Below are 22,554 nucleotides of genomic sequence, written 5' to 3' on the forward strand. Positions count from 1 at the left end.
TAGCGAGGCGTACGCGATGCTCAGCTTCGATCGAGCAGATGGAAGCGCGGTAGTGACAGATGCCAGTAGATCGCCGCCAAGCGGATCAGCAATACCGTCAACATTGCCAAACCCGTGGCCATCCAATGGGCGATGCCGATCTGCTGCAAGAGGATGAACATCAACGACCCGGCAATACAGGCGGTGGCGTAGATTTCCTTCTGGAAAATCATCGGAATCTCGTTGCACAAGACATCCCGCATGACCCCGCCGGCCACCCCCGTCATCACCCCCATGATCACTGCCGTACTGATGGGCGTGCCGTGCTGGAGCGCGACCTCGGTGCCTATCACCGTAAACACCGCCAGGCCAAAGGCATCGGCGATCAACAGGCCCGTCTCATGAATCGGCCGGGTCAACCGCACCCATAACACCGTGCCAATTGCCGCCAGCGAGGCGATCAGAATGTAGGTGTCGTTGCGAATCCAGCTGACCGGGTAGTTATTCAGAATCACATCGCGAAGCGTGCCGCCACCCAACGCAGTGACGATGGCAATCACCAGCACGCCAAACAAATCCATGGATTTGCGGCCCGCCATAAGCGCGCCGGTAATAGCAAAAACCACGACTCCGAACAGGTCCGACAGGTAGAAAAGCTGTTCCATGATGTCTCAGGCGCTAACAGGGGCGCGCATGGTAACAAACTCCTCAGCCATGGACGGATGCACGCCCAGGGTTTCGTCGAACACCTGCTTAGTCGCCCCAGCCTTCAAGGCCACCGCTAATCCTTGGATGATTTCTCCTGCATCCGGACCCACCATGTGACAGCCCAATACGCGGTCGCTCTTGGCATCCACGACCAGCTTCATAAAGGTGCGCTCCTGGGATTCGGTCAGCGTCAGTTTCAAGGCGCGGAAGCGACTCTCAAAAATCTTCAGCTCATGCCCGGCCTCGCGCGCCTGCTCTTCGGTCAGACCGACCGTACCGATATTAGGCAGACTGAATACAGCAGTGGGGATGTGCGCATAATCCACCGGACGATATTCCTCCGGCTTGAACAAACGCCGCGCCACAGCCATCCCTTCGGCCAGCGCCACCGGAGTCAGTTGGACACGTCCGATCACGTCGCCAATGGCCAGGATCGACGGTTCGCTAGTTTGAAACTGCTCATCGACCTGGATGAAGCCGCGCTTATCCAGCGCCACGTCGACGTTCTCCAGCCCCAGGTTGTCGAGCATTGGCCGGCGGCCAGTGGCGTAGAACACGCAATCAGCCTCCAGTTCGCGACCGTCCTTGAGCGTGGCGCGCAGGCTGCCATCGGCTTGCTTGTCGATACGCGCGATATCCGCATTGAACTGCAGCTCCAGGCCCTTACGCTCCAACTCTTCACGCAGATGCGTGCGCACCCCGCCATCGAAGCCACGCAGGAACAACTCGCCGCGATACAGCAGCGTGGTTTGCGCGCCTACACCGTGGAAGATCGAGGCGAACTCCACCGCGATATAGCCGCCACCGACCACCAGCACGCGTTTGGGCAACTGCTTGAGGAAGAACGCCTCGTTGGAGCTGATCGCATGCTCCTGGCCCGGAATGTCGGGTATCTGCGGCCAGCCGCCGGTGGCGAGCAGAATGTGCTGAGCGCTATAGCGCTTACCATCGACTTCGACGTGATTCGCGTCGATCAATTTGGCATGGCTTTCCAGCAGGGTGACGCCGGAATTGACCAGCAAGTTGCGGTAAATGCCGTTGAGACGCTGGATCTCTCGATCCTTGTTGCCGATCAAGGTCGGCCAATCGAAATCCGCACGTGGCAACGACCAGCCGAAGCCTTTGGCTAGTTCGAAATCTTCGGAAAAGTGCGCGCCGTAGACCAGCAGCTTTTTCGGTACACAACCAACGTTCACGCAGGTGCCGCCCAGATAACGGCTTTCTGCTACCGCCACGCGAGCGCCATAACCGGCGGCAAAACGAGCCGCGCGCACACCGCCAGAACCGGCGCCAATGACAAATAAATCGAAGTCGTAAGCCATCAACACGTCTCCTTGAATAAGCGCCAAGCATACCGCAAACGCAGCCGCCGCCAGCCGGCGGGCCTAGACTGCCAAGACGAGAAAGGAGAATGCCCATGCGCCCTACTCTCACTCATATCGCACTGCACGTTCCCGATTTGGATGCCTGCTTGCAGTTCTATAGCCGCTACTGCGGTATGCGGGTAATCCATGAGCGAGCCGGGAAAGGTTCACGGATTGTCTGGATGGCCGAACCGGGCAAAGAGCACCAATTCATTTTCGTCATCATGCCCGGTGGTAACGACCGGCAACTCGCCGCCGACGACTACAGTCATTTCGGCTTTGCTCTGGACAGTCGCGAGCAGGTCGATGCAATCGCCACGCAGGCAGCGAAGGATGGCTGCCTGGTCTGGGCTCCGCGCAACGAGCCTTACCCAGTCGGTTACTACTGCGGCTTACGCGACCCGGCGGGCAACTATGTCGAGTTCAGCTACGGCCAACCGCTCGGGCCAGGGTCGGAAGAAATGCCGATCCCCTAGCAAAACCCAATCAGCAGAAACACGAAAGCCACCCGCGGGTGGCTTTCGCTTGGATCAGGACCGGATCAGTACGCTTTACCGGTTTTGTAGTAATTCTCGAAGCAGTAATTGGTAGCGTCGATGTAGCCTTCCGCGCCACCGCAATCGAAGCGCTTGCCTTTGAATTTATAGGCCAGCACGCAACCGTCCTGCGCTTGCTTCATCAGCGCGTCAGTGATCTGGATCTCACCGCCTTTGCCCGGCTCGGTCTTTTCGATCAGATCGAAAATGTCCGGAGTAAGGATGTAACGACCGATGATCGCCAGGTTGGAAGGTGCATCTTCCGGTTTCGGCTTCTCGACCATGGTGTTCACACGGTAAATGTCGTCACGGATCATTTCGCCGGAGATCACACCGTACTTGGAGGTTTCCTCCGGTGGTACTTCCTGGATGGCGACGATAGAGCAACGGAACTGGTTGTAGAGTTTGACCATCTGGGTCAGAACGCCGTCACCCTCGATGTTCAGGCACAAGTCGTCGGCCAGCACTACGGCGAATGGCTCATCGCCAATCAGCGGGCGACCGCTGAGAATCGCATGCCCCAAACCTTTCATTTCCACCTGACGGGTGTAGGAAAAGCTGCACTCGTCGATCAGGCGACGGATACCGACCAGGTATTTTTCCTTGTCGGTGCCTTTGATCTGGTGTTCCAACTCGTAACTGATATCGAAATGGTCCTCCAGCGCACGCTTGCCACGGCCCGTCACGATGGAGATTTCCTTCAACCCAGCATCCAGTGCTTCTTCAACGCCGTACTGGATTAGTGGCTTGTTCACCACCGGCAGCATTTCCTTGGGCATGGCTTTGGTTGCAGGCAGAAAACGGGTGCCGTAGCCGGCAGCCGGGAACAAGCATTTCTTGATCATGAGAGTCCTTCGAAACGAGGGGGCACACGGAATGCCGCGCAGTCTAATCAGCCGGCAGCGCCCTTACAATGGCTCAACCAGTGACGACAACTCTTGGATAGAGAAACTCGCGCTAAGAGAGTTCCCGGCGACAAGAAATATTGACGTGTTCAGCACTCTAAGGAGCGACAAAGTGACTTGAGAAGGCCTTATGAAAGGCTGAAATAGCGATGAGATGGTGCCCGAAGCCGGACTCGAACCGGCATGACCTCGCGGTCGAGAGATTTTAAGTCTCCTGCGTCTACCGATTTCGCCATTCGGGCGGCAGCGCGTACATCGTATAGCGGAACAGCAACTTCTTGATGAGCGCAGGAATATATACAGCCCACCCTGTTGGGCGCAAGTTTTCCACGCACACCAGATAAACAAAAAGCCCCGTAAATCATGGATTTACGGGGCTTTTTATACTGGAGGCCGATGTCGGAATCGAACCGGCGTACACGGATTTGCAATCCGCTGCATGACCACTCTGCCAACCGGCCTCAAAACGAAGACGCCGCATTCAGCGGCGCCAACGTCAACAAATTGGAGCGGGAAACGAGACTCGAACTCGCGACCCCGACCTTGGCAAGGTCGTGCTCTACCAACTGAGCTATTCCCGCATGTCTTGGTGACGGGCGCCATTCTATAGATTCAGAACGCCTCGTCAACCCTTTGATTCAAAAAAGCTTATTTCTTCTCGGCGGCTGTACTGAGGTGCGGCCAGGCAGCTACCAAGTATTGCAGCATGGACCACAGGGTCAGCGCCGCAGCGACAATCAACAGCACATATCCACCAAGCACCCAGGCATTCATCAGTGCGGGATTGGCCAGCAGGATGACCAGTGCCAGCATCTGCGCCGCTGTCTTCCATTTACCTAGATTGGAAACCGCCACATGAGCCCGAGCACCTAGCTCTGCCATCCACTCGCGCAATGCGGAGATGACGATTTCGCGACCGATGATGATGGCCGCCGGCAGCGTCAGCCAGAAATTGGCATGCTCCTCGACTAGTAAAACCAGCGCGACGGCCACCATCAACTTATCTGCCACCGGATCGAGAAAGGCCCCGAACGGCGTGCTTTGCTCCAGCCGCCGCGCCAAGTAACCATCAAGCCAATCGGTTAACGCAGCCAGCCCGAATACTGCGCTGGCTGCCAAATGGCTCCAGGCAAACGGCATGTAGAACAATAGGATGAAGATCGGAATCAGCAGAACGCGTAGTACGGTAATCAGATTTGGAATATTCATCGGTACGACTAGGCTGCGAGATGAGCGGGCATTCTACTCGCTGTGCAGGGCGGCATAAATCGACTCGGCCAGCTTTTTGCTGACACCGGGTGCTTTGGCAATTTCCTCGATGCTGGCACGGGAGAGCTCCTGCAAGCCGCCAAAATGGTTGAGCAACTCCCGCCTGCGCTTTGGCCCGACGCCCGCGACCTGTTCAAGCGTTGAAGTGGTGCGCGCTTTTCCGCGGCGGGCGCGGTGGCCAGTAATGGCAAAGCGGTGCGACTCATCACGAATCTGTTGAATTAAATGCAGTGCGGGCGAGTTGCCCGGAAGCGTGAACTCGTGAGCGGCATCGTTCAGATACAGAGTCTCCAGACCTGGCTTGCGGGTAACCCCTTTGGCAACGCCTAGAAGAATCAACTCTGGCACCGCAAGCTCCTGTAACACCTCTTGCGCCATTGACAGCTGCCCCTTACCGCCATCCACCAGCAGGATATCGGGCAACTTGCCTTCCCCTTCTTTTACCTTGCTGAAGCGCCGAGTTAGCGCCTGGCGCATCGCGGCATAATCATCACCGGGCGTGACGCCTTCAATGTTATAGCGGCGATAGTCAGACTTCAGAGGGCCTTCCGGCCCAAACACCACGCAAGACGCCACAGTCGCTTCGCCACTTGAATGGCTGATGTCGAAGCATTCGAGGCGCTGCGGCGTTTCATCAAGGTCCAGCGCTTCTGCCAGTGCATCGAAGCGCGCCGCTACATGCTGGCGGTTGGCCAGACGCGCCGCCAAGGCCTGTTCAGCGTTGGTTACCGCCAACTGCTGCCAACGCGCGCGCGTACCCCGTACGCGATGGCTGATGCTCAGCTCCGCACCGCGCAGCTCATGTATTGCATCGATGAGCGTTGGAAAGTCTTCGTGCATGACGTTAACGATCAACTCGTTCGGTAAATCACGCTCTCGATTACTCAGGTAGTACTGCGCCAGGAAAGCCGCGAGAACTTCGCCAACCTCCTCCTCGATCGCCACTTGAGGAAAGAAATTCTTGCTACCCAGCACTCTGCCGCCACGCACGCTGATCAAGTGCACACAAGCGCCGCCAGGGCTGACAGCGGCAGCTACGACATCGACGTCGCCAGTGCCCCCCTCCATGCTTTGCTGGTCCTGAACGCGGCGTAGCAAGGCTATTTGATCGCGAAGCTCTGCTGCCCTTTCGAAATCGAGCTTCGCAGCAGCCTGCTCCATGGCGGCGGATAACTCTTCACTCAGGGCATTGCTTCGCCCTTCGAGAAACATCACCGCGTGACGTACATCCTCGGCATATTCGGCGGGCTCGACCAAGCCAACACAAGGTCCCTTACAGCGCTTGATCTGATACTGCAGGCAAGGACGGGTGCGATTCTTGAAATAACTGTCCTCGCACTGGCGCACGAGAAATGCTTTCTGCAGGAGCCCGAGGCTTTCCCGAATCGCGCCAGCACTAGGATACGGGCCAAAATAGCGCCCCTTCTGCTTCTTCGCGCCACGATGAATGCCCAGCTGGGGGTAAGTGGCATCCGAGAGAAACACGTAGGGATACGACTTATCGTCGCGCAGTAGGATGTTGTAGGGCGGTCGCCACTCTTTGATGAGCGTTTGCTCGAGCAGCAGCGCTTCGGTTTCGTTGCCCGTGATAGTGGTTTCCACTTGGGCAATCTTGCCAACTAGAGCCGCCGTTTTCGGCGCCAACCCGCTTTTGCGGAAGTAGCTGGCCAAGCGTTTTTTTAGACTTTTGGCTTTGCCGACATAGAGCAGCTTGCCCGCCAGATCGAACATCCGATAAACGCCGGGTCGATTGCTGCATGTAGCAAGGAATGCGCTGGAGTCGAAGGGGATGGTCATTTAACGGGTAGCGTCGACCATGCCGTGGCGCACAGCCAGAAGTGCAAGTTCCACGTCGCTGGTGATCGCCAGCTTCTCGAATATACGGTAGCGGTAGGTGTTTACCGTCTTGGGTGACAAGCAAAGCTTGTCGGAGATGCTCTGGACTTTCTGACAATCGGCGATCATCAACGCGATCTGGATTTCTCGCTCGGAAAGCAAATCGAACGGAGAGCCATTGCTCTGCGGCTGGAATGGCTTAAGGGCCAACTGTTGAGCGATCTGGGGACTAATGAAGCGCTGGCCCGCGAATACCAGACGGATGGCCTGGACCATCTCTTCCAATGCCGCGCCCTTGGTTAGGTAGCCTGCGGCACCAGCTTGCAGCAAACGGGTTGGGAAAGGATCCTCCTCACAGGCAGTAACGGCGACTACCTTGAGGTCTGGGTGACTGCGCAACAGCTTCCGAGTGGCTTCCAGCCCGCCGATGCCGGGCATCTTGATATCCATCAGCACTACATCGGGCTTCAACTCACGGGCTTTCTTTAGCGACTCCTCACCGGAACTCGCCTGCCCCACCACTTGTAGGCCATCGATGTCGGCAAGCATTCGAGTAATGCCGGTACGAACCAGATCATGGTCATCGACCACTAGGACCCTAATCAAACGACACCTCGTAATACGTCAAAAGCCGCTTCCTGCAGTGGTTTTTTTGGCTGGTAGCCACCTTATCAAAAACTCCAGGCAGCACCTAGCGCGACGCACGCTCGCCGACTGCATACGCAGAAGTCCGGAAAAATGAAATAGCATGAAGGGGAAATAGATGGCGGAAGCGCAGAGATTCGAACTCTGGGGGCTGTTACACCCGGCGGTTTTCAAGACCGCTGCCTTAAACCACTCGGCCACACTTCCGCAGGTAACGCGGGGCCGCCATCTTACCGAAACGAAACACACTGTCAAACTCTCAACATTGGCTAATTCAATGCCTCTGTTATGATCCAGTCGACCGTGGTCACGGAACCCTTACGCTTAGCAGGAGAGTCGCTATGCACGAACAAAATTATGCCCTCGAACATGCTCGGGGCGCGCAGCTAGAAGTCAGCCGCGTATTGCGCAATACCTACGGCCTGCTGGCACTGACCTTGGCGTTCAGCGGTGTGATGGCGTACGTCGCGCAGCAGATGCAAATTCGCTCCATTAATTTCTTTGTGGTGCTGATCGGTTTCTACGGCCTGTTCTTTCTCACCACTAAGCTGCGCAACTCGGCGTGGGGATTGGTTAGCACGTTCGCGCTGACCGGCTTCATGGGATTCACGCTCGGCCCGATCCTCAATCGTTATCTGGGCATGGCCGGCGGTGCCGAAGTGGTCAGCTCGGCCTTTGCGATGACGGCATTGGTATTCTTCGGCCTGTCGGCATACGTGCTGACCACCCGCAAGGATATGAGCTTCCTCGCCGGGTTCATCACCGCCGGTTTCTTCGTGTTGCTCGCCGCGGTGCTAGTAAGCGTGTTCTTCCAGATCAGCGGGCTGCAGCTGGCCATCAGCGCGGGCTTTGTGCTGTTCTCCTCGGCCTGCATCTTGTTCCAGACCAGCGCGATCATCCATGGTGGTGAACGCAACTACATCATGGCGACGATCAGCCTGTACGTATCGATCTACAACCTGTTCATCAGCCTCCTGCAGATTTTCGGCATCATGGGCAGCGACGACTGATCCTGTCACAAGAAAGCAAAAGCCCGCTTCGGCGGGCTTTTTCGTGTCTGCAACGAGCACTTTGAGCGTCCAGGCCGTATCATTTCGGCAGCTTCGAACCGTCAAGGTATGCCATGAAATTCGCCATCGCCCTCTTCTCTCCGCCTCATGCACCCCCTTCGCGGCGCGCCCTGCGTTTCGCCCAGGCTGTACTTGCGGGCGGGCATGAGATCGTGCGGCTGTTTTTCTATCAGGACGGCGTACATAGCGCATCGGCCAGTATCGTCGCCCCCCAAGACGAGCTGGACTGCGCCGCCGAATGGACTGCCTTTGTTCGCGACGAGCAGCTGGACGGCGTGGTCTGCATCGCGGCTGCCCTGCGTCGCGGCATCCTCAATGAGGAAGAGGCCCGACGCTATGAGCGCAATGCCGCCAGCCTGGCCCAGCCGTGGGACTTATCTGGCCTCGGGCAATTACATGAGGCCACCCAGCTCGCCGATCGCCTGATCTGTTTTGGGGGAGCGTGACGATGAGCAAATCGCTGCTGATCATCACTCGCCAAGCACCTTGGTCTGGACCGAATGCCCGTGAAGCGCTGGATATCGCCCTCGCCGGTGGCGCGTTCGATCTACCGATCGGCCTGCTGTTTCTCGACGATGGCGTGTTCCAGCTGGCTGGCAACCAACACTCCGCCGCCGTGCAACAAAAGGATCTGACCGCCAACCTGCAAGCGCTGCCGCTATTCGGCATCGAGTCGCTCTATGTGTCGAGTCGCAGTCTGAGCGAACGGGGAATGCAGCTGGATGGATTGAGTCTGCCCGTCCAAAATCTGGATGACGCGGGGCTTAGCCAGCTTCTCGATCAATACGACCAAGTGATTACCCTCTGATGGCTACCTTACATGTCCTGTCCCATTCGCCATTCAGCGACAGCCGGCTAAGCAGTTGCCTGCGCTTGTTAGGCGCCAACGATGCGCTACTACTGAGCGGTGACGCGGTCTACGCGCTCCAGGCGGCGACCGCCCAGCGCCAAGTGCTGGAATTGATGCCTGACAGCATCGCCCTGTTTGCGCTGAGCGAAGACCTGCAGGCGCGCGGCCTCTCTGTTCCCATGCGAGTGCAGCCCGTGGATTATCCGGCCTTCGTTGAACTCTGCACCCGCTTCGATAAGGTCAATAGCTGGCTATGACTGTCTTACACCTCGGCGATCAAAACATCGCGCTGGACAAGGACGGCTATCTGGTCGATCGCGAGGTCTGGTCCCCGCAGATCGCCGAAGCACTGGCGGCCCAGGAAGAATTGGTGCTCAGCGACGAGCATTGGGAAATCCTCCAACTGCTGCGCACGTTCTACAGCGAGTTCCAGCTCTCGCCGGCCACCCGCCCGCTGATCAAATACACCGCCCTGAAACTTGGCCCGGAGAAAGGCAACAGCCTGCATCTCAACCGCCTGTTCAAGGGTACTCCCGCCAAACTGGCCGCCAAGTTGGCAGGCCTGCCCAAGCCGACCAATTGCCTATGACCGCCTCCCCGCTGACGCTTACGACTCCGGCCGAACACCCCTTCGCTCCTTTTGTGCGCATTCTCGGCAAAGGCAAGCGCGGCGCACGCGACATGACTCAAGAAGAAGCTCGCGAAGCCATGGGCATGCTGCTCGATGGCAAAGTCGAAGACACGCAGCTCGGCGCTTTCCTGATGTTGTTGCGCCACAAGGAGGAAAACGCGACCGAGCTTGCTGGTTTCACCGAAGCGGTACGCGCTCGTCTGGATGCTCCGCAGATAGCTGTCGATCTCGACTGGCCGAGTTACGCAGGAAAAAAACGCCACCTGCCCTGGTTTCTCTTGGCGGCCAAATGCCTGGCTGGTCATGGCGTGCGTATCCTCATTCACGGTGGCGGTGCCCATACCGCTGGGCGCCTGTATAGCGAACAGTTTCTCGAACTGTTGCAGATTCCGCTGTGCCGCGATTGGCAAGCGGTCAGCCGCGCGCTGGACGAACAGCATCTGGCGTTCAGCCCACTGGGCGATTGGATGCCGCAACTGCAACGGATGATCGACCTGCGCAATACCCTCGGCCTGCGCTCGCCGATTCATTCGCTCGCGCGCATCCTCAACCCGCTCAAGGCTCGCTGCGGCCTGCAGAGCATTTTCCATCCGGGCTACCAAGAGGCCCACCGCGAAGCCAGCCGCTTGCTCGGCGATACCGCGATCGTCGTTAAAGGCGAAGGTGGCGAGATCGAGATAAATCCCGATGCCCGCAACCATCTCTTCGGCACCCGCAACGGGGAAAGCTGGGATGCCGAATGGCCAGCGTTGTCGGCCTTGCGCCACGTCAAACCCGACCGACTCGAGCCGCAACATCTGCTCGCCTTCTGGCGTGGCCAGGTAGAGGACGAATACGCTCAGCAGGCGGTGCTTTCGACCATGGCCTTGGCCCTGGTGGGCTTGGGCGCTGATCGGGAACAGGCCTTCGCACAGGCCGAAGAATATTGGCAAACCCGCAATCAATCGATTTGATCGATTAAAACGACGCGGGATTTCAACCATTCGTTCGAGCAAGCTGACCTAGACTGGCTCTATCCGACTAAGTCGAGGAGCCAGAGCAATGGGCCTGTTAATCGATGGCCATTGGCGTGACCAGTGGTATGACACCAAGCGCGATGGGCGTTTCCGTCGCGAAGACGCGCAACGGCGTAACTGGGTCAGCGCGGATGGCGCCCCCGGCCCCAGTGGCGTTGGCGGCTTTCGTGCCGAGCCGGGCCGCTACCACCTGTATGTATCGCTAGCCTGCCCTTGGGCCCACCGCACCTTGATTTTCCGCAAGCTCAAAGGGCTGGAAGCGTTGATCGATGTATCAGTGGTCAGCTGGTTGATGGGCGAACAAGGCTGGACCTTCGATACCGCCCATGGCTCAAACGGCGACGCGCTCGAAGAGCTGACTTATCTGCACCAGCGCTACACCCTTGATAATCCGCATTACAGCGGTCGCGTCACAGTGCCGGCGCTGTGGGACAAACAGCAGAACTGCATCGTCAGCAATGAGTCGGCGGAAATCATCCGCATGTTCAATACGGCATTCGACGGCCTGACCGGCAACCATCTGGATCTATACCCCGCCCACTTGCGCGAGGAAATAGATGCCCTTAACGCGCGCATCTATCCGGCTATCAACAACGGCGTGTACAAGGCCGGCTTCGCCACCAGTCAGGACGCCTATGAAGAGGCGTTTGTTGCGCTGTTCGATGAGCTTAATTGGCTGGAAAATCGCCTCGGCGAACACCGTTACTTGACCGGCGAATACCTGACCGAAGCCGATTGGCGGCTGTTCACCACGCTGATCCGTTTCGACGCGGTGTACCACGGCCACTTCAAATGCAACTTGAAGCGCATTGCCGACTATCCGAATCTGTCGAATTGGCTACTCGAGCTCTATCAATGGCCGGATGTGGCGTCGACAGTGGATTTCGAGCACATCAAACACCATTACTACGCCAGCCATCGCACCATCAATCCGACCGGGGTCGTGCCGCTTGGACCGCAGTTGGATTTCAGCCAAGCGCATAACCGCCAGCGTCTACCGGGCAAGGGAATCGCTGGCAGTCTATAGCGGCATTGAAGAGCATGGCCTATTGCCCTTCGAACCAGGCCAGCTTGTCGCGCAGACGCACCACATCGCCAACGATGACCAACGTCGGCGCATGCACTTCGTGCTCAGCCACTAGATCCGACAAGTTGGCTAACGTGCCCGTGAATACCCGCTGACTGCTGGTCGTACCCTGTTGGATCAGCGCCGCGGGGGTGTCGGCAGCACTGCCGTGGCGCATCAGCTGCTGGCAGATCATCGGCAAGCCCACCAAGCCCATGTAGAACACCAGGGTCTGGCCCGGCGCGACCAATTCCTTCCAGGGCAGGTCACAACTGCCATCCTTGAGATGGCCAGTGACGAAGCGCACCGACTGCGCATAATCGCGATGGGTGAGCGGAATTCCCGCGTACGCGGCGCAACCACTCGCCGCAGTGATGCCGGGCACCACCTGGAAGGGAATGCCATGGGTGGCCAACTCTTCGATTTCCTCGCCGCCACGGCCGAAGATGAACGGATCGCCGCCCTTCAGACGCAGCACCCGCTTACCTTGCCGGGCCAGCTCGACCAAGTGTTGGTTGATCTGCTGTTGGGGCAACGCGTGTTCGGCGCGCTGCTTGCCGACGTAGATTCGCTCGGCATCACGGCGGCACAGTTCGATAATCGCCGGTGCCACCAAACGGTCATACAGCACCACATCAGCCTGCTGCATCAGACGCAGAGCACGGAACGTCAGCAGATCTGGATCGCCCGGGCCGGCGCCGACCAGATAAACCTCGCCAAGCGCTTGCGGCACTGCGCCGGCCAGGCGCTCTTCGAGTAGCCGCTCGGCCTCGCCAACTTGTCCAGCGAGCACGCGCTCGGCAATCGGCCCTTGAAAGACCTCCTCCCAAAACACGCGGCGTTGTTGCACGTTGGGCAGCAAGGCTTTGACTCGCGAGCGGAATAGCTTGGCTAATCCGGCCAGTTGACCGTATGCAGCGGGAATCCAGGTTTCGATCTTGGCCCTGGTCAAGCGCGCCAGTACCGGTGCATCACCACCGCTGGAAACCGCGACGATCAGCGGCGAGCGATCGACGATCGCGGGAAAGATCACCGTGCAGAGCGCCGGTGAATCCACCACATTGACCGGCAAGCTGCGCGCCTGCGCTTGAGCGGAGATTTGCGCATTCAGCGGTTCGTCGTCGGTGGCGGCGATAACCAGCACGGCCTCATCGAGATCGTCCAGTTCATAACCACGCAAGCGCAATTGCCCGCCGTTCTCGGCGACCAGGTCGCGCAACTCATCAAGCACTGCCGGGGTTACCAGACGCAAACGCGCGCCAGCATCAGCGAGCAAGCGTGCCTTGCGAAGCGCCACCTCACCGCCCCCGACAACCAGCACGGTGCGATCTTTAAGGTTGTGGAACAGCGGGAGGAAATCCATGGCGGCGACTCAGTAGCGGAAAGGAACCTGCGCAAACTCTAGGTAGGAGCCACACTCAATCCAGGCAGGCCGGATTGAGTGTGGCCTTATAACGGCAATTGGCGTTAGCCAATCACCTCGATGCCACCCATATACGGTTTGAGCGCGGCCGGTACGCGAATGCTGCCGTCAGCCTGCTGGTTGTTCTCCAATACGGCAACCAACGTCCGGCCGACCGCCAGGCCGGAGCCATTGAGGGTATGCACCAGCTCTGGCTTGCCGGTTTCCGGGTTGCGCCAACGCGCCTGCATGCGGCGGGCCTGGAAGTCACCGCAGTTGGAACACGAGGAAATCTCGCGGTATTTGTCCTGGCTGGGCACCCAGACCTCCAGATCGTAGGTTTTCACCGCGCTGAAACCCATGTCGCCCGTGCACAGCGCCAGCACGCGATAGGGCAGCTCGAGTAGTTGCAGGACTTTTTCGGCGTTAGCGGTCAGGCCTTCCAGCGCCTCGGCGGATTTGCTCGGTTCGACAATCTGGACCATCTCGACCTTGTCGAATTGGTGCTGACGGATCATCCCACGGGTATCGCGCCCGGACGCACCGGCTTCACTGCGGAAGCACGGCGTATGCGCAACCAACTTAACCGGCAGTTGTTTGGCATCGAGAATTTCGCCGGCGACGATGTTGGTCAACGACACCTCGGCAGTCGGGATCAGATAGAAATCGGCCTCGCCTTCGCGGCTGATCTTGAACAGATCTTCCTCGAACTTGGGCAATTGACCGGTCCCCTGCAGAGCCGGCGCCTGAACCAGATAAGGGGTGTAGGCCTCTTCGTAGCCATGCTCGGCGGTATGCAGATCGATCATGAACTGCGCCAGAGCGCGGTGCAGACGGGCGATTGGCCCACGCAGCAGGGCGAAACGCGCGCCAGAGAGCTTGGCGGCGGTTTCGAAATCCAGCCAGCCATGCTGTTCGCCAAGCGCGACGTGATCCTGAACGGCGAAATCAAAGGTCCGCGGGCTGCCCCAACGACGAACTTCGACATTGCTCTCTTCGTCCGCGCCGACCGGCACCGACTCATGGGGCAAATTCGGCAAACCCAAGAGAATCGCATCAAGCTCGGCCTGGATGGCGTCCAGCTCCTGTTTGCCCTCGCTCAACTCACCCGCCATCCGCTCGACATCGGCCATCAGCGGTGCGATGTCCTCACCACGCGCCTTGGCGTGGCCAATCGACTTGGAGCGCGCATTGCGCTCGGCCTGCAATTGTTCGGTACGGGTTTGCACGGTCTTGCGTTGCGCTTCGAGCGCCTCGATGCGCGCCACATCCAGTTGGAAGCCGCGGGTCGCCAAGCGCTCGGCCACGTTGGCCAGTTCGCTGCGTATCAGTTTGGAATCGAGCATGTTGGTTCTCGTCTATCAGAGTTTCGCAAAAGTCAGTCCGGCCCAGGTCGCCAGCACACCGCCCAGCACACTGGCGGCGGCATAACCCAGAGCCAGCGGCGCTTGCCCGGTTTCCAGCAAGCGCAAGGTGTCGAGCGAAAAGGAAGAAAAAGTCGTCAGCCCGCCCAGGAATCCAACCATTAATCCGGCACGCAGCTCCAGCGGGATATCCGGGCGAATCAGGAACACGCCGTACAGGTAGCCAATCAGCAGGCAACCGACGATGTTGACCGCCACTGTAGCCAGATAAAAATGTTGCGGCCAATGGGCGGTGACCCAATTGCCGGTAGCAAATCTCAGTAACGTGCCGATCATGCCGCCCACGGCAACGGCGAGAATCAGCGGCATCATGGCTTTCTCCTTTGTCTTGGGCTGGCGCGATCCTGAGCTGCCAGATGCTGGAGCTTGTCACGTATTTTCAACTCAAGTCCGCGGGCGACGGGCTGGTAGTACTGGCGCGGCTGCATGGCCTCGGGGAAGTAATCCTCGCCGGCGGCATAGGCGTCTAGCTCGTCGTGGGCGTAGCGGTATTCATCGCCATAACCCAGTTCCTTCATCAGCTTGGTCGGCGCGTTGCGCAAGTGCAGGGGTACTTCCAACGAGCCGTTCTCGGCAACATCCCGCATCGCCGCCTTGAAGGCGGTGTAGACCGCATTGCTTTTCGGCGCGCAGGCCAGATAAACGATGGCTTGGGCAATCGCCAGCTCACCTTCCGGACTGCCGAGGCGCTCCTGAACTTCCCAGGCCGATAGACACAAAGGTAAGGCGCGCGGATCGGCATTGCCGACTTCTTCGCTGGCCATACGCACCACGCGGCGCGCCAGATACAGCGCATCGCAACCGCCATCAAGCATGCGCGCGAACCAGTACAGCGCGGCATCGGGATTGGAGCCGCGCACTGATTTGTGCAGCGCGGAAATCTGGTCGTAGAACGCTTCACCGCCCTTATCGAACCGCCGGCGGCTATCACCTAGAAGGTTCTGCAACAGCTCGCTGCCAATCGTGTCGCCGTCTTCGACCAGGTCAGCGGCGTTTTCCAGAAGGTTGAGCAGGCGGCGGCCATCGCCATCGGCAGCCGCCAAGAGAATCTGGAAGCTCTCGTCGGGCAATTGCAATTGGCGTTTGCCGAGGCCCTTTTCTTCCATCAAGGCGCGCTGCACCAACTTGTGCAGCGCGCTTTCGTCGAGACTTTTCAGGACGTAGACACGCGCCCGCGATAGCAGCGCGTTGTTCAGTTCGAACGACGGGTTTTCGGTGGTGGCACCAATGAAAATCAGCGTGCCGTCTTCTACATAAGGCAGGAACGCATCCTGTTGCGACTTGTTGAAGCGGTGCACTTCATCGACGAACAGGATGGTGCGCTTGCCGTATTGAGCAGCCTGCTGTTTGGCCATCTCGACGGACTGACGAATTTCCTTGACCCCGGAAAGCACCGCGGAAATCGTCTCGAAATGCGCATCGGAGACCTGCGCCAGCAACTTCGCCAGAGTAGTCTTTCCGACCCCGGGTGGGCCCCAGAAGATCATCGAGTGCAGCGCGCCCTGCTCCAGCGCTTCGCGCAGGGGCTTACCCGGCGCCAGCAAGTGCTCCTGACCGACGTACTCATCCAGACTGGTCGCCCGTAAACGAGCGGCCAGGGGCTGGGCGATTGGTGTGGAGCGGAACAGGTCCATGGGCGCGTGGGCGACCTCTTATTCCTGAATGACGTCGGCGCCTTCAGGGATCTGGAAGGTGAACTGGCCGGCATCCACCGGTTGATTCATCTTCACGCCGAAGAACAGGATATTGGTGCGCTGGCCGACGCTGTCGATCAGCTGCATGTCATTGATGCTGCCCTTACGGAACGACAGGCGCAGATTGTCGAACAGCGTGTCCTTGGCCTTTGGCTTGAGCGTGAAGTCGACGACGTCGCCGGCTTCCTTGTAGCTGATCTCGAAGTTCTCGCTGATCTTCGATACGTCGCCAGACAGCAGCAAGGCCGGCGTATGGGTCAAGCGCTGGTCAAGGGTCTGGATAGTTACTTGCTGCAAATCCGGATCGTATAGCCAGACTTTCTCGCCATTGGAGACCAGCAGTTGCTCCATCGGCGCATCGGTATGCCAGCGGAACAGCCCTGGGCGCTTCAGCGTCATTTCCCCGGCGGTTTCCTGCAGTTGGGTGCCGGAGCCATCCAACGTCAACTGCGAGAAGCGGCCACTGATGGTCTGGGCTTTGTTGAGCATTTCGGTCAGGCGCTGAATAGCTGCCTGGTCATCCGCCTGTGCGGTCAGGGCGGCAACGCTCAGTGCTGCGATCAACAACATGCGAATCAGGCGCATGAAAGTCCTCTATCAGGATGTAACTGCGGGCTTCGCTGCAGCGCATGCTGGCGCGAAAGAATAAAAAGCAGAGTTTACAGGCAGTCGGCGGCCAATACCCAGCCAGCGAGACGACTACAGCGGCCGGCGAACGGCCGCTGCTCAATCGCGAATCGGACCTGGTGCGATGACTTCGCGTGAGCCATTGGTGCTCATCGAGGTCACAACCCCGGCCATCTCCATCGCCTCGATCATGCGAGCGGCGCGGTTGTAACCGATTTTGAGTTTGCGCTGCACCGCAGAGATCGACGCACGACGGCTCTCGGTGACGAAACGGACCGCTTCGTCATATAGCGGATCTTCTTCGCTGCCCTCGCCACCGCCTTCGCCACCATCGAAACTACCGCTGGGACCTTCTTCGGCTCCGGCAAGGATGTCTTCGATATAGTCCGGTGCGCCGCGCAGCTTCCAAGCCTCGACCACGCGATGGACTTCCTCGTCGGAAACGAACGCACCGTGGACGCGAATCGGCAGACCGGTACCGGGCGGCAGGTAGAGCATGTCGCCATGCCCCAACAGCTGCTCGGCGCCGCCTTGGTCAAGAATGGTGCGCGAGTCGATCTTGCTGGATACCTGGAACGCCATGCGAGTCGGGATGTTGGCCTTGATCAGACCGGTAATCACGTCCACCGAAGGCCGCTGGGTGGCGAGAATCAGGTGGATGCCCGCCGCACGAGCCTTCTGGGCAATCCGCGCGATCAGCTCTTCGACCTTCTTGCCAACGATCATCATCATGTCGGCGAATTCGTCGACGACGACCACGATAGTCGGCAATGTCTTCAGCAGCGGCGCCTGATCTTCCATGCTTTCGCGGCGGTACAGCGGGTCGGTGAGCGGCGTGCCCGCCTCCTCGGCATCCTTGATCTTGCGATTGAAGCCGGCCAGGTTACGAACGCCCATGGCGGCCATCAGCTTATAGCGCCGGTCCATCTCGGCGACGCTCCAACGCAATGCGTTGGCCGCCTCCTTCATGTCGGTGACTACCGGGCACAGGAGATGCGGTATGCCTTCATAAATCGACAGTTCGAGCATCTTCGGGTCGATCATGATCAACCGCGCGTGCTCCGGGGTCGACTTGAACAAGATCGACAGGATCATCGCGTTGACACCAACCGACTTACCGGAGCCCGTGGTGCCGGCGACCAGCAAATGCGGCATTCGCGCCAGGTCGGCGATAACCGGCTTACCGCCAATGTCATGCCCGAGGGCAATGGTCACCGGTGATTTGGCATCGTCGTACTCATTTGACTCGAGCACTTCGGAGAAGCGCACGATTTGCCGATCCTCGTTGGGAATCTCAATGCCGACGGTGGTCTTGCCAGGAATAACCTCGACCACACGTACGCTGATAACCGCCAGCGAGCGCGCCAGGTCCTTGGCCAGATTGGAGATTCGACTGACTTTGACCCCAGCCGCCGGTTGAATTTCAAACCGGGTGATCACTGGACCGGGATGTACCGATTCGACGATGACTTCGACGCCAAATTCTTTAAGTTTGATTTCCAGCAGGCGCGACATAGCTTCCAGCGACTCTGGCGAGAAGCTCTTCTGCTTTTTCTCGGCGCGATCGAGGATGGAAATCGGCGGCAACGTGCCTTCTACAGCACTATCGACGAACAGCGGCGCCTGCTTCTCTTTCTGCACGCGCTTGCTGGGCTCGATCGCTTTGGCTGGTTCCGGCGGAGTGATCGTCACAGGCGGACGTTTCTCGCGCTCAGTCATGTGTTTGCTGAGGGCTTCTTCGCGCTCGATCAAGCGTTCCTTGACCCGGGCTTGCTCACGACGATCCGGAACTACTGGGGCGGCGACTTCGCTGACGCGTTTATCTACTTCGCGCAGCTGTGCAACCAGTTGCTTACGTTCGACCCGGGCGCTCCACCAGCGATTGGCAGCATTCTGAATCAGCTCTGCCAGATCAAGAGTGATTTTCCCGGTGAGGTCCATCACCTTGAACCAGGAGAGGTCGGTAAACACCGTCAGCCCAAACAGAAAGAAGGCGATTAACAGCAGCGTGCTGCCCTGCACATTGAGCGCCGCCACGGCTAACTGGCCGAGGCTTTCACCGAGCGCGCCACCCGCCGAGGCTGGCATGCTGTTGCCCGGATGAAAATGGATGTAAGCCAAGGCAGCGCCAGAAAGGACGAGAAATACCAGGCCGATCATGCGCCAGGAGAACAACCAACCGCTCCACTGCCATGCCTGATGCCGGGCACGGAATACTTGCCAGGTCTTTACCGCCAGCAGTAGCGGGAACAAATAAGCGAAATAGCCCAAGGCCATGAACAGGATGTCGGCGAACCAGGCACCCGCACGACCGGCTGAATTCTGTACCTGATCAACATTGCTGGTGTGGGTCCAGCCTGGATCATTCTGATCGTAGGTCAGCAATGCCATCCATAAGTAGAGGCACAGCGCTCCAAGCGCAATCAGCGCCCCTTCCTTGAGCCGGTAGGGCAATTGCTGGCGCCACACAGAGGCTTGGGTAGTGGTATTCGAATTCTTCAAAACGCGTCGTTTCCTGCGCCGATGGCGCGCCCAACAATCGAATGACAGCAGAAATGGCGCCTATTGTACGGCTTTGAACACATCATGCCAGGACGTAGCCGTAGAGCTCTCGCTCCCACTCTGCTTCGGTGTAGCATAGCTACCAGTTGCTTTCGCGCGGCTCAATTTGAGCATGCATTCTCTTTTGTGACAAAGGCTTATGAGGTGTTTTTATGAGTGAAGTCAAGCATTCACGGCTGATTATTCTGGGCTCTGGCCCGGCTGGTTATAGTGCTGCCGTGTATGCCGCGCGGGCCAATCTCAAGCCAACCGTCATCACCGGAATTCAGCCTGGCGGCCAGCTCACCATTACCACCGAAGTAGACAACTGGCCGGGTGACGTCGAAGGCCTGACCGGGCCGGCATTAATGGAGCGGATGCAGAAGCATGCCGAGCGCTTCGACACCGAGATTGTCTACGACCACATTCATACAGCTGAGTTGCAACAACGCCCTTTCACACTGAAAGGCGACAGCGGCACCTATACCTGTGACGCATTGATCATCGCCACTGGCGCCTCTGCCCAGTACCTGGGTTTACCTTCGGAGGAGGCATTTGCAGGCAAAGGCGTTTCGGCGTGCGCGACCTGTGACGGTTTTTTCTATCGCAATCAGGTCGTCTGCGTAGTTGGCGGCGGCAATACCGCCGTTGAAGAAGCGCTGTATCTGTCCAATATCGCCAAGGAAGTTCACCTAATCCATCGTCGCGACAAACTGCGCTCCGAGAAAATCTTGCAGGACAAACTGTTCGAGAAGGCCGCCAACGGCAATATCCGTTTGCATTGGAATCACAGTCTCGACGAAGTGCTCGGCGACGCCACTGGCGTTACCGGAGCCCGCCTGAAAAACACTCAGAGCGGTGAAACCAAGGAGTTGCAGCTGGCCGGTGTATTCATCGCTATCGGTCACAAGCCGAATACTGACCTGTTCCACGGGCAGTTGGAGATGCGCGACGGCTACCTGCTAATCAAAGGCGGCAGTGAAGGCAATGCCACCGCCACAGCGATCGACGGCGTGTTCGCCGCCGGCGACGTTGCGGACCATGTATATCGTCAAGCTATCACCTCGGCAGGTGCTGGTTGCATGGCCGCGCTTGACGCAGAAAAGTACCTCGACGTTTGACTGCCAACGGGCAGCGCGCCGCCTTGACGCACTGCCCTCCTCCGCGGAACTTGCCATGCTTACCTGGCTGCAACGCAACTCACTGGACTTCCCCCCGCTAGAGAAAGCGCTACATGAGCCCAACGGCTTATTGGCGGCTGGCGGCGATTTGAGTGCCGAGAGACTGATTCAGGCTTATCGACACGGTTGTTTCCCCTGGTACCAAGATGGTCAGCCACTTCTCTGGTGGTCCCCCGATCCGCGCACCGTCCTATTTCCGGACGAGCTGCATGTGTCTCGCAGCCTGAGCAAATTCATGCGCCAGGGTCAGCTCAAGGTCACCTTCGATCAGGACTTCGCCGCCGTCATCCGCGCCTGCTCAGCACCTCGCGACTATGCCAATGGCACATGGATAACCTTACCCATGCAGTCCGCTTATCTAGAGCTGCACGCACGAGGCATCGCCCATTCAGTCGAAGTGTGGCGTGGTGACGAGTTGGTGGGCGGCCTCTACGGCCTGGCAATGGGCCAACTGTTCTTCGGCGAGTCCATGTTCAGCCGCATCGACAATGCATCCAAAGTCGGTTTCGTAACGCTTGTTGAACAATTGCAGGAGTGGGGATTCGCCCTCATCGACTGCCAGATGCCGACTCAACACCTGCATAGCCTCGGCGCCCGCGCCATCCCCCGCGCCCAGTTTGCCGACTATCTGGCTCGCCATCTTGATCAAGATACTGCAGCCGACTGGCTCGCCTAGGCGAGGCCGGAAGGCTGGCATACACTTACTCAAGGCTTACCCGAGACATAACCATGACCGAGCTGGCGCGCCTGAAGTTTTATGCCACTCAGCCACATCCTTGCAGCTATCTGCCCGAGGAGCAGGCCACCACCCTGTTTCTCGACCCCAGTCAGCCGATGGATGTGGAGGTCTATGCCGAGCTTTCAGAAGTAGGCTTTCGCCGTAGCGGCGATCATTTGTATCGCCCGCATTGCCAGCGTTGTAGCGCCTGCGTTCCAGCACGTATCCCGGCCGAAAAATTCGCCCCTAATCGGCAACAGCGGCGGATTATTAAACGCAACTCGGACCTGCAGGTTCTAGCTGTGCGCCCTTCTTACACAGAAGAGTATTACGCCCTGTATGTCCGCTATATCGAACAGCGCCATGCCGATGGCGATATGTACCCTCCCAGCCGTGAGCAATTCTCAACTTTTTTGGTTCGCGACCTGCCCTTCGCCCGTTTTTACGAGTTCCGGCTAGCAGGTCGGCTGCTGGCGATTGCGGTAACCGATGCACTGCCTAACGGCCTCTCTGCGGTCTACACCTTTTACGATCCCGATGAAGAACGCCGTAGCCTGGGTCGCTTCGCCATCCTTTGGCAAATTGGCGAGAGCGCTCGCCTGGGCTTGAAGGCTGTCTATCTTGGTTACTGGATCAAAAATTGCCGCAAGATGAATTACAAGACCCAATACCGGCCAATTGAACTATTCGTCAATCAACGATGGGTGACGTTAACCTGAAGCCCTTGGCGCATTACCCCGTTTTCGGGCACAATGCACGCCGATTTTGCTTGGAGCTTGTTGCTTCGGGCCATTCACTGAATACCGAGGGCTTTACTGCATGTCGAAAGAAGACAGCTTCGAAATGGAAGGCACTGTCGTCGACACCCTGCCCAACACCATGTTCCGCGTGGAGTTGGAAAACGGGCACGTCGTAACAGCGCACATCTCCGGCAAGATGCGCAAAAACTACATTCGTATCCTGACTGGCGATAAAGTGCGTGTCGAATTGACGCCCTATGACTTGAGCAAAGGCCGCATTACCTACCGCGCGCGCTAAGCCAGTCCAAACAAAAACGCCCGGCAGATGCCGGGCGTTTTTGTTGTCCGCACT

The 22,554-nt window shown here is 58.4% G+C and carries 24 protein-coding genes and 4 tRNA genes; 12 read left to right on the top strand and 16 right to left on the bottom strand.

What is annotated here, in order from left to right:
- Nucleotides 1-20: 20 nt before the first annotated feature.
- Nucleotides 21-644 carry a trimeric intracellular cation channel family protein gene (locus tag NVV93_RS10355; RefSeq protein ID WP_258250590.1) on the bottom strand — a complete coding sequence of 208 codons (624 nt, stop codon included), beginning with the start codon at nt 642-644 and terminating at the stop codon, nt 21-23.
- Between the two features lie 6 nt (nt 645-650).
- Entirely contained in the window at nt 651-2,009 is a 1,359-nt protein-coding gene (gene gorA, locus NVV93_RS10360) for a glutathione-disulfide reductase (protein ID WP_258250591.1), read from the bottom strand.
- 95 nt (nt 2,010-2,104) lie between these two features.
- Here gorA and NVV93_RS10365 point away from each other — a divergent pair, with 95 nt between their 5' ends.
- Complete coding sequence (locus NVV93_RS10365) at nt 2,105-2,527, top strand: VOC family protein (protein ID WP_258250592.1); 423 nt, start codon at nt 2,105-2,107, stop codon at nt 2,525-2,527.
- Between the two features lie 65 nt (nt 2,528-2,592).
- Here NVV93_RS10365 and galU read toward each other — a convergent pair whose 3' ends face one another.
- The 8 genes from galU to NVV93_RS10405 form a co-directional block, all read right to left on the bottom strand.
- On the bottom strand, nt 2,593-3,432 hold the full coding sequence (gene galU, locus NVV93_RS10370; RefSeq protein WP_258250593.1) for a UTP--glucose-1-phosphate uridylyltransferase GalU: 840 nt from the start codon (nt 3,430-3,432) through the stop codon (nt 2,593-2,595).
- 215 nt (nt 3,433-3,647) lie between these two features.
- A tRNA-Leu gene (locus NVV93_RS10375) sits at nt 3,648-3,734 on the bottom strand.
- 145 nt (nt 3,735-3,879) lie between these two features.
- Nucleotides 3,880-3,953 (bottom strand) — tRNA-Cys (locus tag NVV93_RS10380).
- Between the two features lie 44 nt (nt 3,954-3,997).
- Nucleotides 3,998-4,073 (bottom strand) — tRNA-Gly (locus NVV93_RS10385).
- A 67-nt stretch (nt 4,074-4,140) separates the two neighbouring features.
- Entirely contained in the window at nt 4,141-4,701 is a 561-nt protein-coding gene (pgsA, locus tag NVV93_RS10390) for a CDP-diacylglycerol--glycerol-3-phosphate 3-phosphatidyltransferase (protein ID WP_258250594.1), read from the bottom strand.
- Nucleotides 4,702-4,734: 33 nt separating this feature from the next.
- Nucleotides 4,735-6,558, bottom strand: coding sequence for an excinuclease ABC subunit UvrC (uvrC, locus tag NVV93_RS10395; RefSeq protein ID WP_258250595.1), 1,824 nt, complete (start codon nt 6,556-6,558; stop codon nt 4,735-4,737).
- Entirely contained in the window at nt 6,559-7,203 is a 645-nt protein-coding gene (gene uvrY / locus NVV93_RS10400) for a UvrY/SirA/GacA family response regulator transcription factor (protein WP_258250596.1), read from the bottom strand.
- A 158-nt stretch (nt 7,204-7,361) separates the two neighbouring features.
- A tRNA-Ser gene (locus NVV93_RS10405) sits at nt 7,362-7,449 on the bottom strand.
- Nucleotides 7,450-7,583: 134 nt separating this feature from the next.
- Between NVV93_RS10405 and NVV93_RS10410 the strand changes: the two genes are divergently transcribed.
- The 7 genes from NVV93_RS10410 to NVV93_RS10440 all read left to right on the top strand — a co-directional run bounded on the left by NVV93_RS10410 (nt 7,584) and on the right by NVV93_RS10440 (nt 11,836).
- Nucleotides 7,584-8,252 (top strand): Bax inhibitor-1/YccA family protein, encoded by a 669-nt coding sequence (locus tag NVV93_RS10410; protein WP_258250597.1) that lies wholly within the window; start codon nt 7,584-7,586, stop codon nt 8,250-8,252.
- 113 nt (nt 8,253-8,365) lie between these two features.
- Nucleotides 8,366-8,758, top strand: coding sequence for a sulfurtransferase complex subunit TusD (gene tusD, locus NVV93_RS10415; RefSeq protein ID WP_258250598.1), 393 nt, complete (start codon nt 8,366-8,368; stop codon nt 8,756-8,758).
- A gap of 2 nt (nt 8,759-8,760) precedes the next feature.
- Complete coding sequence (gene tusC, locus NVV93_RS10420; RefSeq protein WP_258250599.1) at nt 8,761-9,120, top strand: sulfurtransferase complex subunit TusC; 360 nt, start codon at nt 8,761-8,763, stop codon at nt 9,118-9,120.
- Nucleotides 9,120-9,419: a sulfurtransferase complex subunit TusB gene (tusB, locus tag NVV93_RS10425; RefSeq protein WP_258250600.1), complete on the top strand. Its 300-nt coding sequence runs from the start codon at nt 9,120-9,122 to the stop codon at nt 9,417-9,419. Before tusC ends, tusB begins: the two co-directional genes overlap by 1 nt.
- Nucleotides 9,416-9,751 carry a TusE/DsrC/DsvC family sulfur relay protein gene (locus NVV93_RS10430; protein WP_258250601.1) on the top strand — a complete coding sequence of 112 codons (336 nt, stop codon included), beginning with the start codon at nt 9,416-9,418 and terminating at the stop codon, nt 9,749-9,751. The genes tusB and NVV93_RS10430 overlap by 4 nt, the downstream gene beginning before the upstream one ends.
- On the top strand, nt 9,748-10,746 hold the full coding sequence (locus NVV93_RS10435; protein WP_258250602.1) for a glycosyl transferase family protein: 999 nt from the start codon (nt 9,748-9,750) through the stop codon (nt 10,744-10,746). Before NVV93_RS10430 ends, NVV93_RS10435 begins: the two co-directional genes overlap by 4 nt.
- Before the next feature lie 88 nt (nt 10,747-10,834).
- Complete coding sequence (locus NVV93_RS10440) at nt 10,835-11,836, top strand: glutathione S-transferase family protein (RefSeq protein ID WP_258250603.1); 1,002 nt, start codon at nt 10,835-10,837, stop codon at nt 11,834-11,836.
- Nucleotides 11,837-11,855: 19 nt separating this feature from the next.
- Here NVV93_RS10440 and cysG read toward each other — a convergent pair whose 3' ends face one another.
- The 6 genes from cysG to ftsK all read right to left on the bottom strand — a co-directional run bounded on the left by cysG (nt 11,856) and on the right by ftsK (nt 19,572).
- On the bottom strand, nt 11,856-13,238 hold the full coding sequence (cysG, locus tag NVV93_RS10445; protein WP_258250604.1) for a siroheme synthase CysG: 1,383 nt from the start codon (nt 13,236-13,238) through the stop codon (nt 11,856-11,858).
- Nucleotides 13,239-13,342: 104 nt separating this feature from the next.
- On the bottom strand, nt 13,343-14,623 hold the full coding sequence (serS, locus tag NVV93_RS10450; protein ID WP_258250605.1) for a serine--tRNA ligase: 1,281 nt from the start codon (nt 14,621-14,623) through the stop codon (nt 13,343-13,345).
- A 15-nt stretch (nt 14,624-14,638) separates the two neighbouring features.
- Nucleotides 14,639-15,013 (bottom strand): fluoride efflux transporter CrcB, encoded by a 375-nt coding sequence (gene crcB, locus NVV93_RS10455; RefSeq protein ID WP_258250606.1) that lies wholly within the window; start codon nt 15,011-15,013, stop codon nt 14,639-14,641.
- Nucleotides 15,010-16,335, bottom strand: coding sequence for a replication-associated recombination protein A (locus tag NVV93_RS10460; RefSeq protein ID WP_258250607.1), 1,326 nt, complete (start codon nt 16,333-16,335; stop codon nt 15,010-15,012). The genes crcB and NVV93_RS10460 overlap by 4 nt, the downstream gene beginning before the upstream one ends.
- Nucleotides 16,336-16,353: 18 nt before the next feature.
- The gene (gene lolA / locus NVV93_RS10465) at nt 16,354-16,980 is read right to left on the bottom strand and encodes an outer membrane lipoprotein chaperone LolA (RefSeq protein WP_258250608.1); all 627 of its coding nucleotides are present in this window, start codon (nt 16,978-16,980) and stop codon (nt 16,354-16,356) included.
- Nucleotides 16,981-17,121: 141 nt separating this feature from the next.
- Nucleotides 17,122-19,572 carry a DNA translocase FtsK gene (gene ftsK, locus NVV93_RS10470; protein WP_309137394.1) on the bottom strand — a complete coding sequence of 817 codons (2,451 nt, stop codon included), beginning with the start codon at nt 19,570-19,572 and terminating at the stop codon, nt 17,122-17,124.
- Nucleotides 19,573-19,736: 164 nt separating this feature from the next.
- Here ftsK and trxB point away from each other — a divergent pair, with 164 nt between their 5' ends.
- The 4 genes from trxB to infA all read left to right on the top strand — a co-directional run bounded on the left by trxB (nt 19,737) and on the right by infA (nt 22,500).
- The gene (gene trxB, locus NVV93_RS10475) at nt 19,737-20,684 is read left to right on the top strand and encodes a thioredoxin-disulfide reductase (RefSeq protein ID WP_258250609.1); all 948 of its coding nucleotides are present in this window, start codon (nt 19,737-19,739) and stop codon (nt 20,682-20,684) included.
- A 55-nt stretch (nt 20,685-20,739) separates the two neighbouring features.
- Nucleotides 20,740-21,420 (top strand): leucyl/phenylalanyl-tRNA--protein transferase, encoded by a 681-nt coding sequence (gene aat / locus NVV93_RS10480; protein WP_258250610.1) that lies wholly within the window; start codon nt 20,740-20,742, stop codon nt 21,418-21,420.
- Between the two features lie 53 nt (nt 21,421-21,473).
- Nucleotides 21,474-22,181, top strand: a complete 708-nt coding sequence (locus NVV93_RS10485; RefSeq protein WP_258250611.1) for an arginyltransferase — start codon at nt 21,474-21,476, stop codon at nt 22,179-22,181.
- A 100-nt stretch (nt 22,182-22,281) separates the two neighbouring features.
- On the top strand, nt 22,282-22,500 hold the full coding sequence (gene infA / locus NVV93_RS10490; RefSeq protein ID WP_002553999.1) for a translation initiation factor IF-1: 219 nt from the start codon (nt 22,282-22,284) through the stop codon (nt 22,498-22,500).
- Nucleotides 22,501-22,554: the final 54 nt, after the last annotated feature.

The organism is Pseudomonas sp. LS44 (assembly GCF_024730785.1).
Lineage (GTDB): Bacteria > Pseudomonadota > Gammaproteobacteria > Pseudomonadales > Pseudomonadaceae > Aquipseudomonas.

Bases quoted from the DNA above. Each gene is read 5' to 3' on its own strand.
- NVV93_RS10365 (WP_258250592.1), top strand. From the start codon at position 2,105: ATGCGCCCTACTCTCACTCATATCGCACTGCACGTTCCCGATTTGGAT.
- NVV93_RS10435 (WP_258250602.1), top strand. From the start codon at position 9,748: ATGACCGCCTCCCCGCTGACGCTTACGACTCCGGCCGAACACCCCTTC.
- infA (WP_002553999.1), top strand. From the start codon at position 22,282: ATGTCGAAAGAAGACAGCTTCGAAATGGAAGGCACTGTCGTCGACACC.
- NVV93_RS10430 (WP_258250601.1), top strand. From the start codon at position 9,416: ATGACTGTCTTACACCTCGGCGATCAAAACATCGCGCTGGACAAGGAC.
- NVV93_RS10485 (WP_258250611.1), top strand. From the start codon at position 21,474: ATGACCGAGCTGGCGCGCCTGAAGTTTTATGCCACTCAGCCACATCCT.
- galU (WP_258250593.1), bottom strand. From the start codon at position 3,432: ATGATCAAGAAATGCTTGTTCCCGGCTGCCGGCTACGGCACCCGTTTT.
- NVV93_RS10410 (WP_258250597.1), top strand. From the start codon at position 7,584: ATGCACGAACAAAATTATGCCCTCGAACATGCTCGGGGCGCGCAGCTA.
- NVV93_RS10440 (WP_258250603.1), top strand. From the start codon at position 10,835: ATGGGCCTGTTAATCGATGGCCATTGGCGTGACCAGTGGTATGACACC.
- crcB (WP_258250606.1), bottom strand. From the start codon at position 15,013: ATGATGCCGCTGATTCTCGCCGTTGCCGTGGGCGGCATGATCGGCACG.
- NVV93_RS10460 (WP_258250607.1), bottom strand. From the start codon at position 16,335: ATGGACCTGTTCCGCTCCACACCAATCGCCCAGCCCCTGGCCGCTCGT.
- tusD (WP_258250598.1), top strand. From the start codon at position 8,366: ATGAAATTCGCCATCGCCCTCTTCTCTCCGCCTCATGCACCCCCTTCG.
- aat (WP_258250610.1), top strand. From the start codon at position 20,740: ATGCTTACCTGGCTGCAACGCAACTCACTGGACTTCCCCCCGCTAGAG.
- gorA (WP_258250591.1), bottom strand. From the start codon at position 2,009: ATGGCTTACGACTTCGATTTATTTGTCATTGGCGCCGGTTCTGGCGGT.
- lolA (WP_258250608.1), bottom strand. From the start codon at position 16,980: ATGCGCCTGATTCGCATGTTGTTGATCGCAGCACTGAGCGTTGCCGCC.
- tusC (WP_258250599.1), top strand. From the start codon at position 8,761: ATGAGCAAATCGCTGCTGATCATCACTCGCCAAGCACCTTGGTCTGGA.
- serS (WP_258250605.1), bottom strand. From the start codon at position 14,623: ATGCTCGATTCCAAACTGATACGCAGCGAACTGGCCAACGTGGCCGAG.
- cysG (WP_258250604.1), bottom strand. From the start codon at position 13,238: ATGGATTTCCTCCCGCTGTTCCACAACCTTAAAGATCGCACCGTGCTG.
- NVV93_RS10355 (WP_258250590.1), bottom strand. From the start codon at position 644: ATGGAACAGCTTTTCTACCTGTCGGACCTGTTCGGAGTCGTGGTTTTT.
- pgsA (WP_258250594.1), bottom strand. From the start codon at position 4,701: ATGAATATTCCAAATCTGATTACCGTACTACGCGTTCTGCTGATTCCG.
- trxB (WP_258250609.1), top strand. From the start codon at position 19,737: ATGAGTGAAGTCAAGCATTCACGGCTGATTATTCTGGGCTCTGGCCCG.
- uvrC (WP_258250595.1), bottom strand. From the start codon at position 6,558: ATGACCATCCCCTTCGACTCCAGCGCATTCCTTGCTACATGCAGCAAT.
- tusB (WP_258250600.1), top strand. From the start codon at position 9,120: ATGGCTACCTTACATGTCCTGTCCCATTCGCCATTCAGCGACAGCCGG.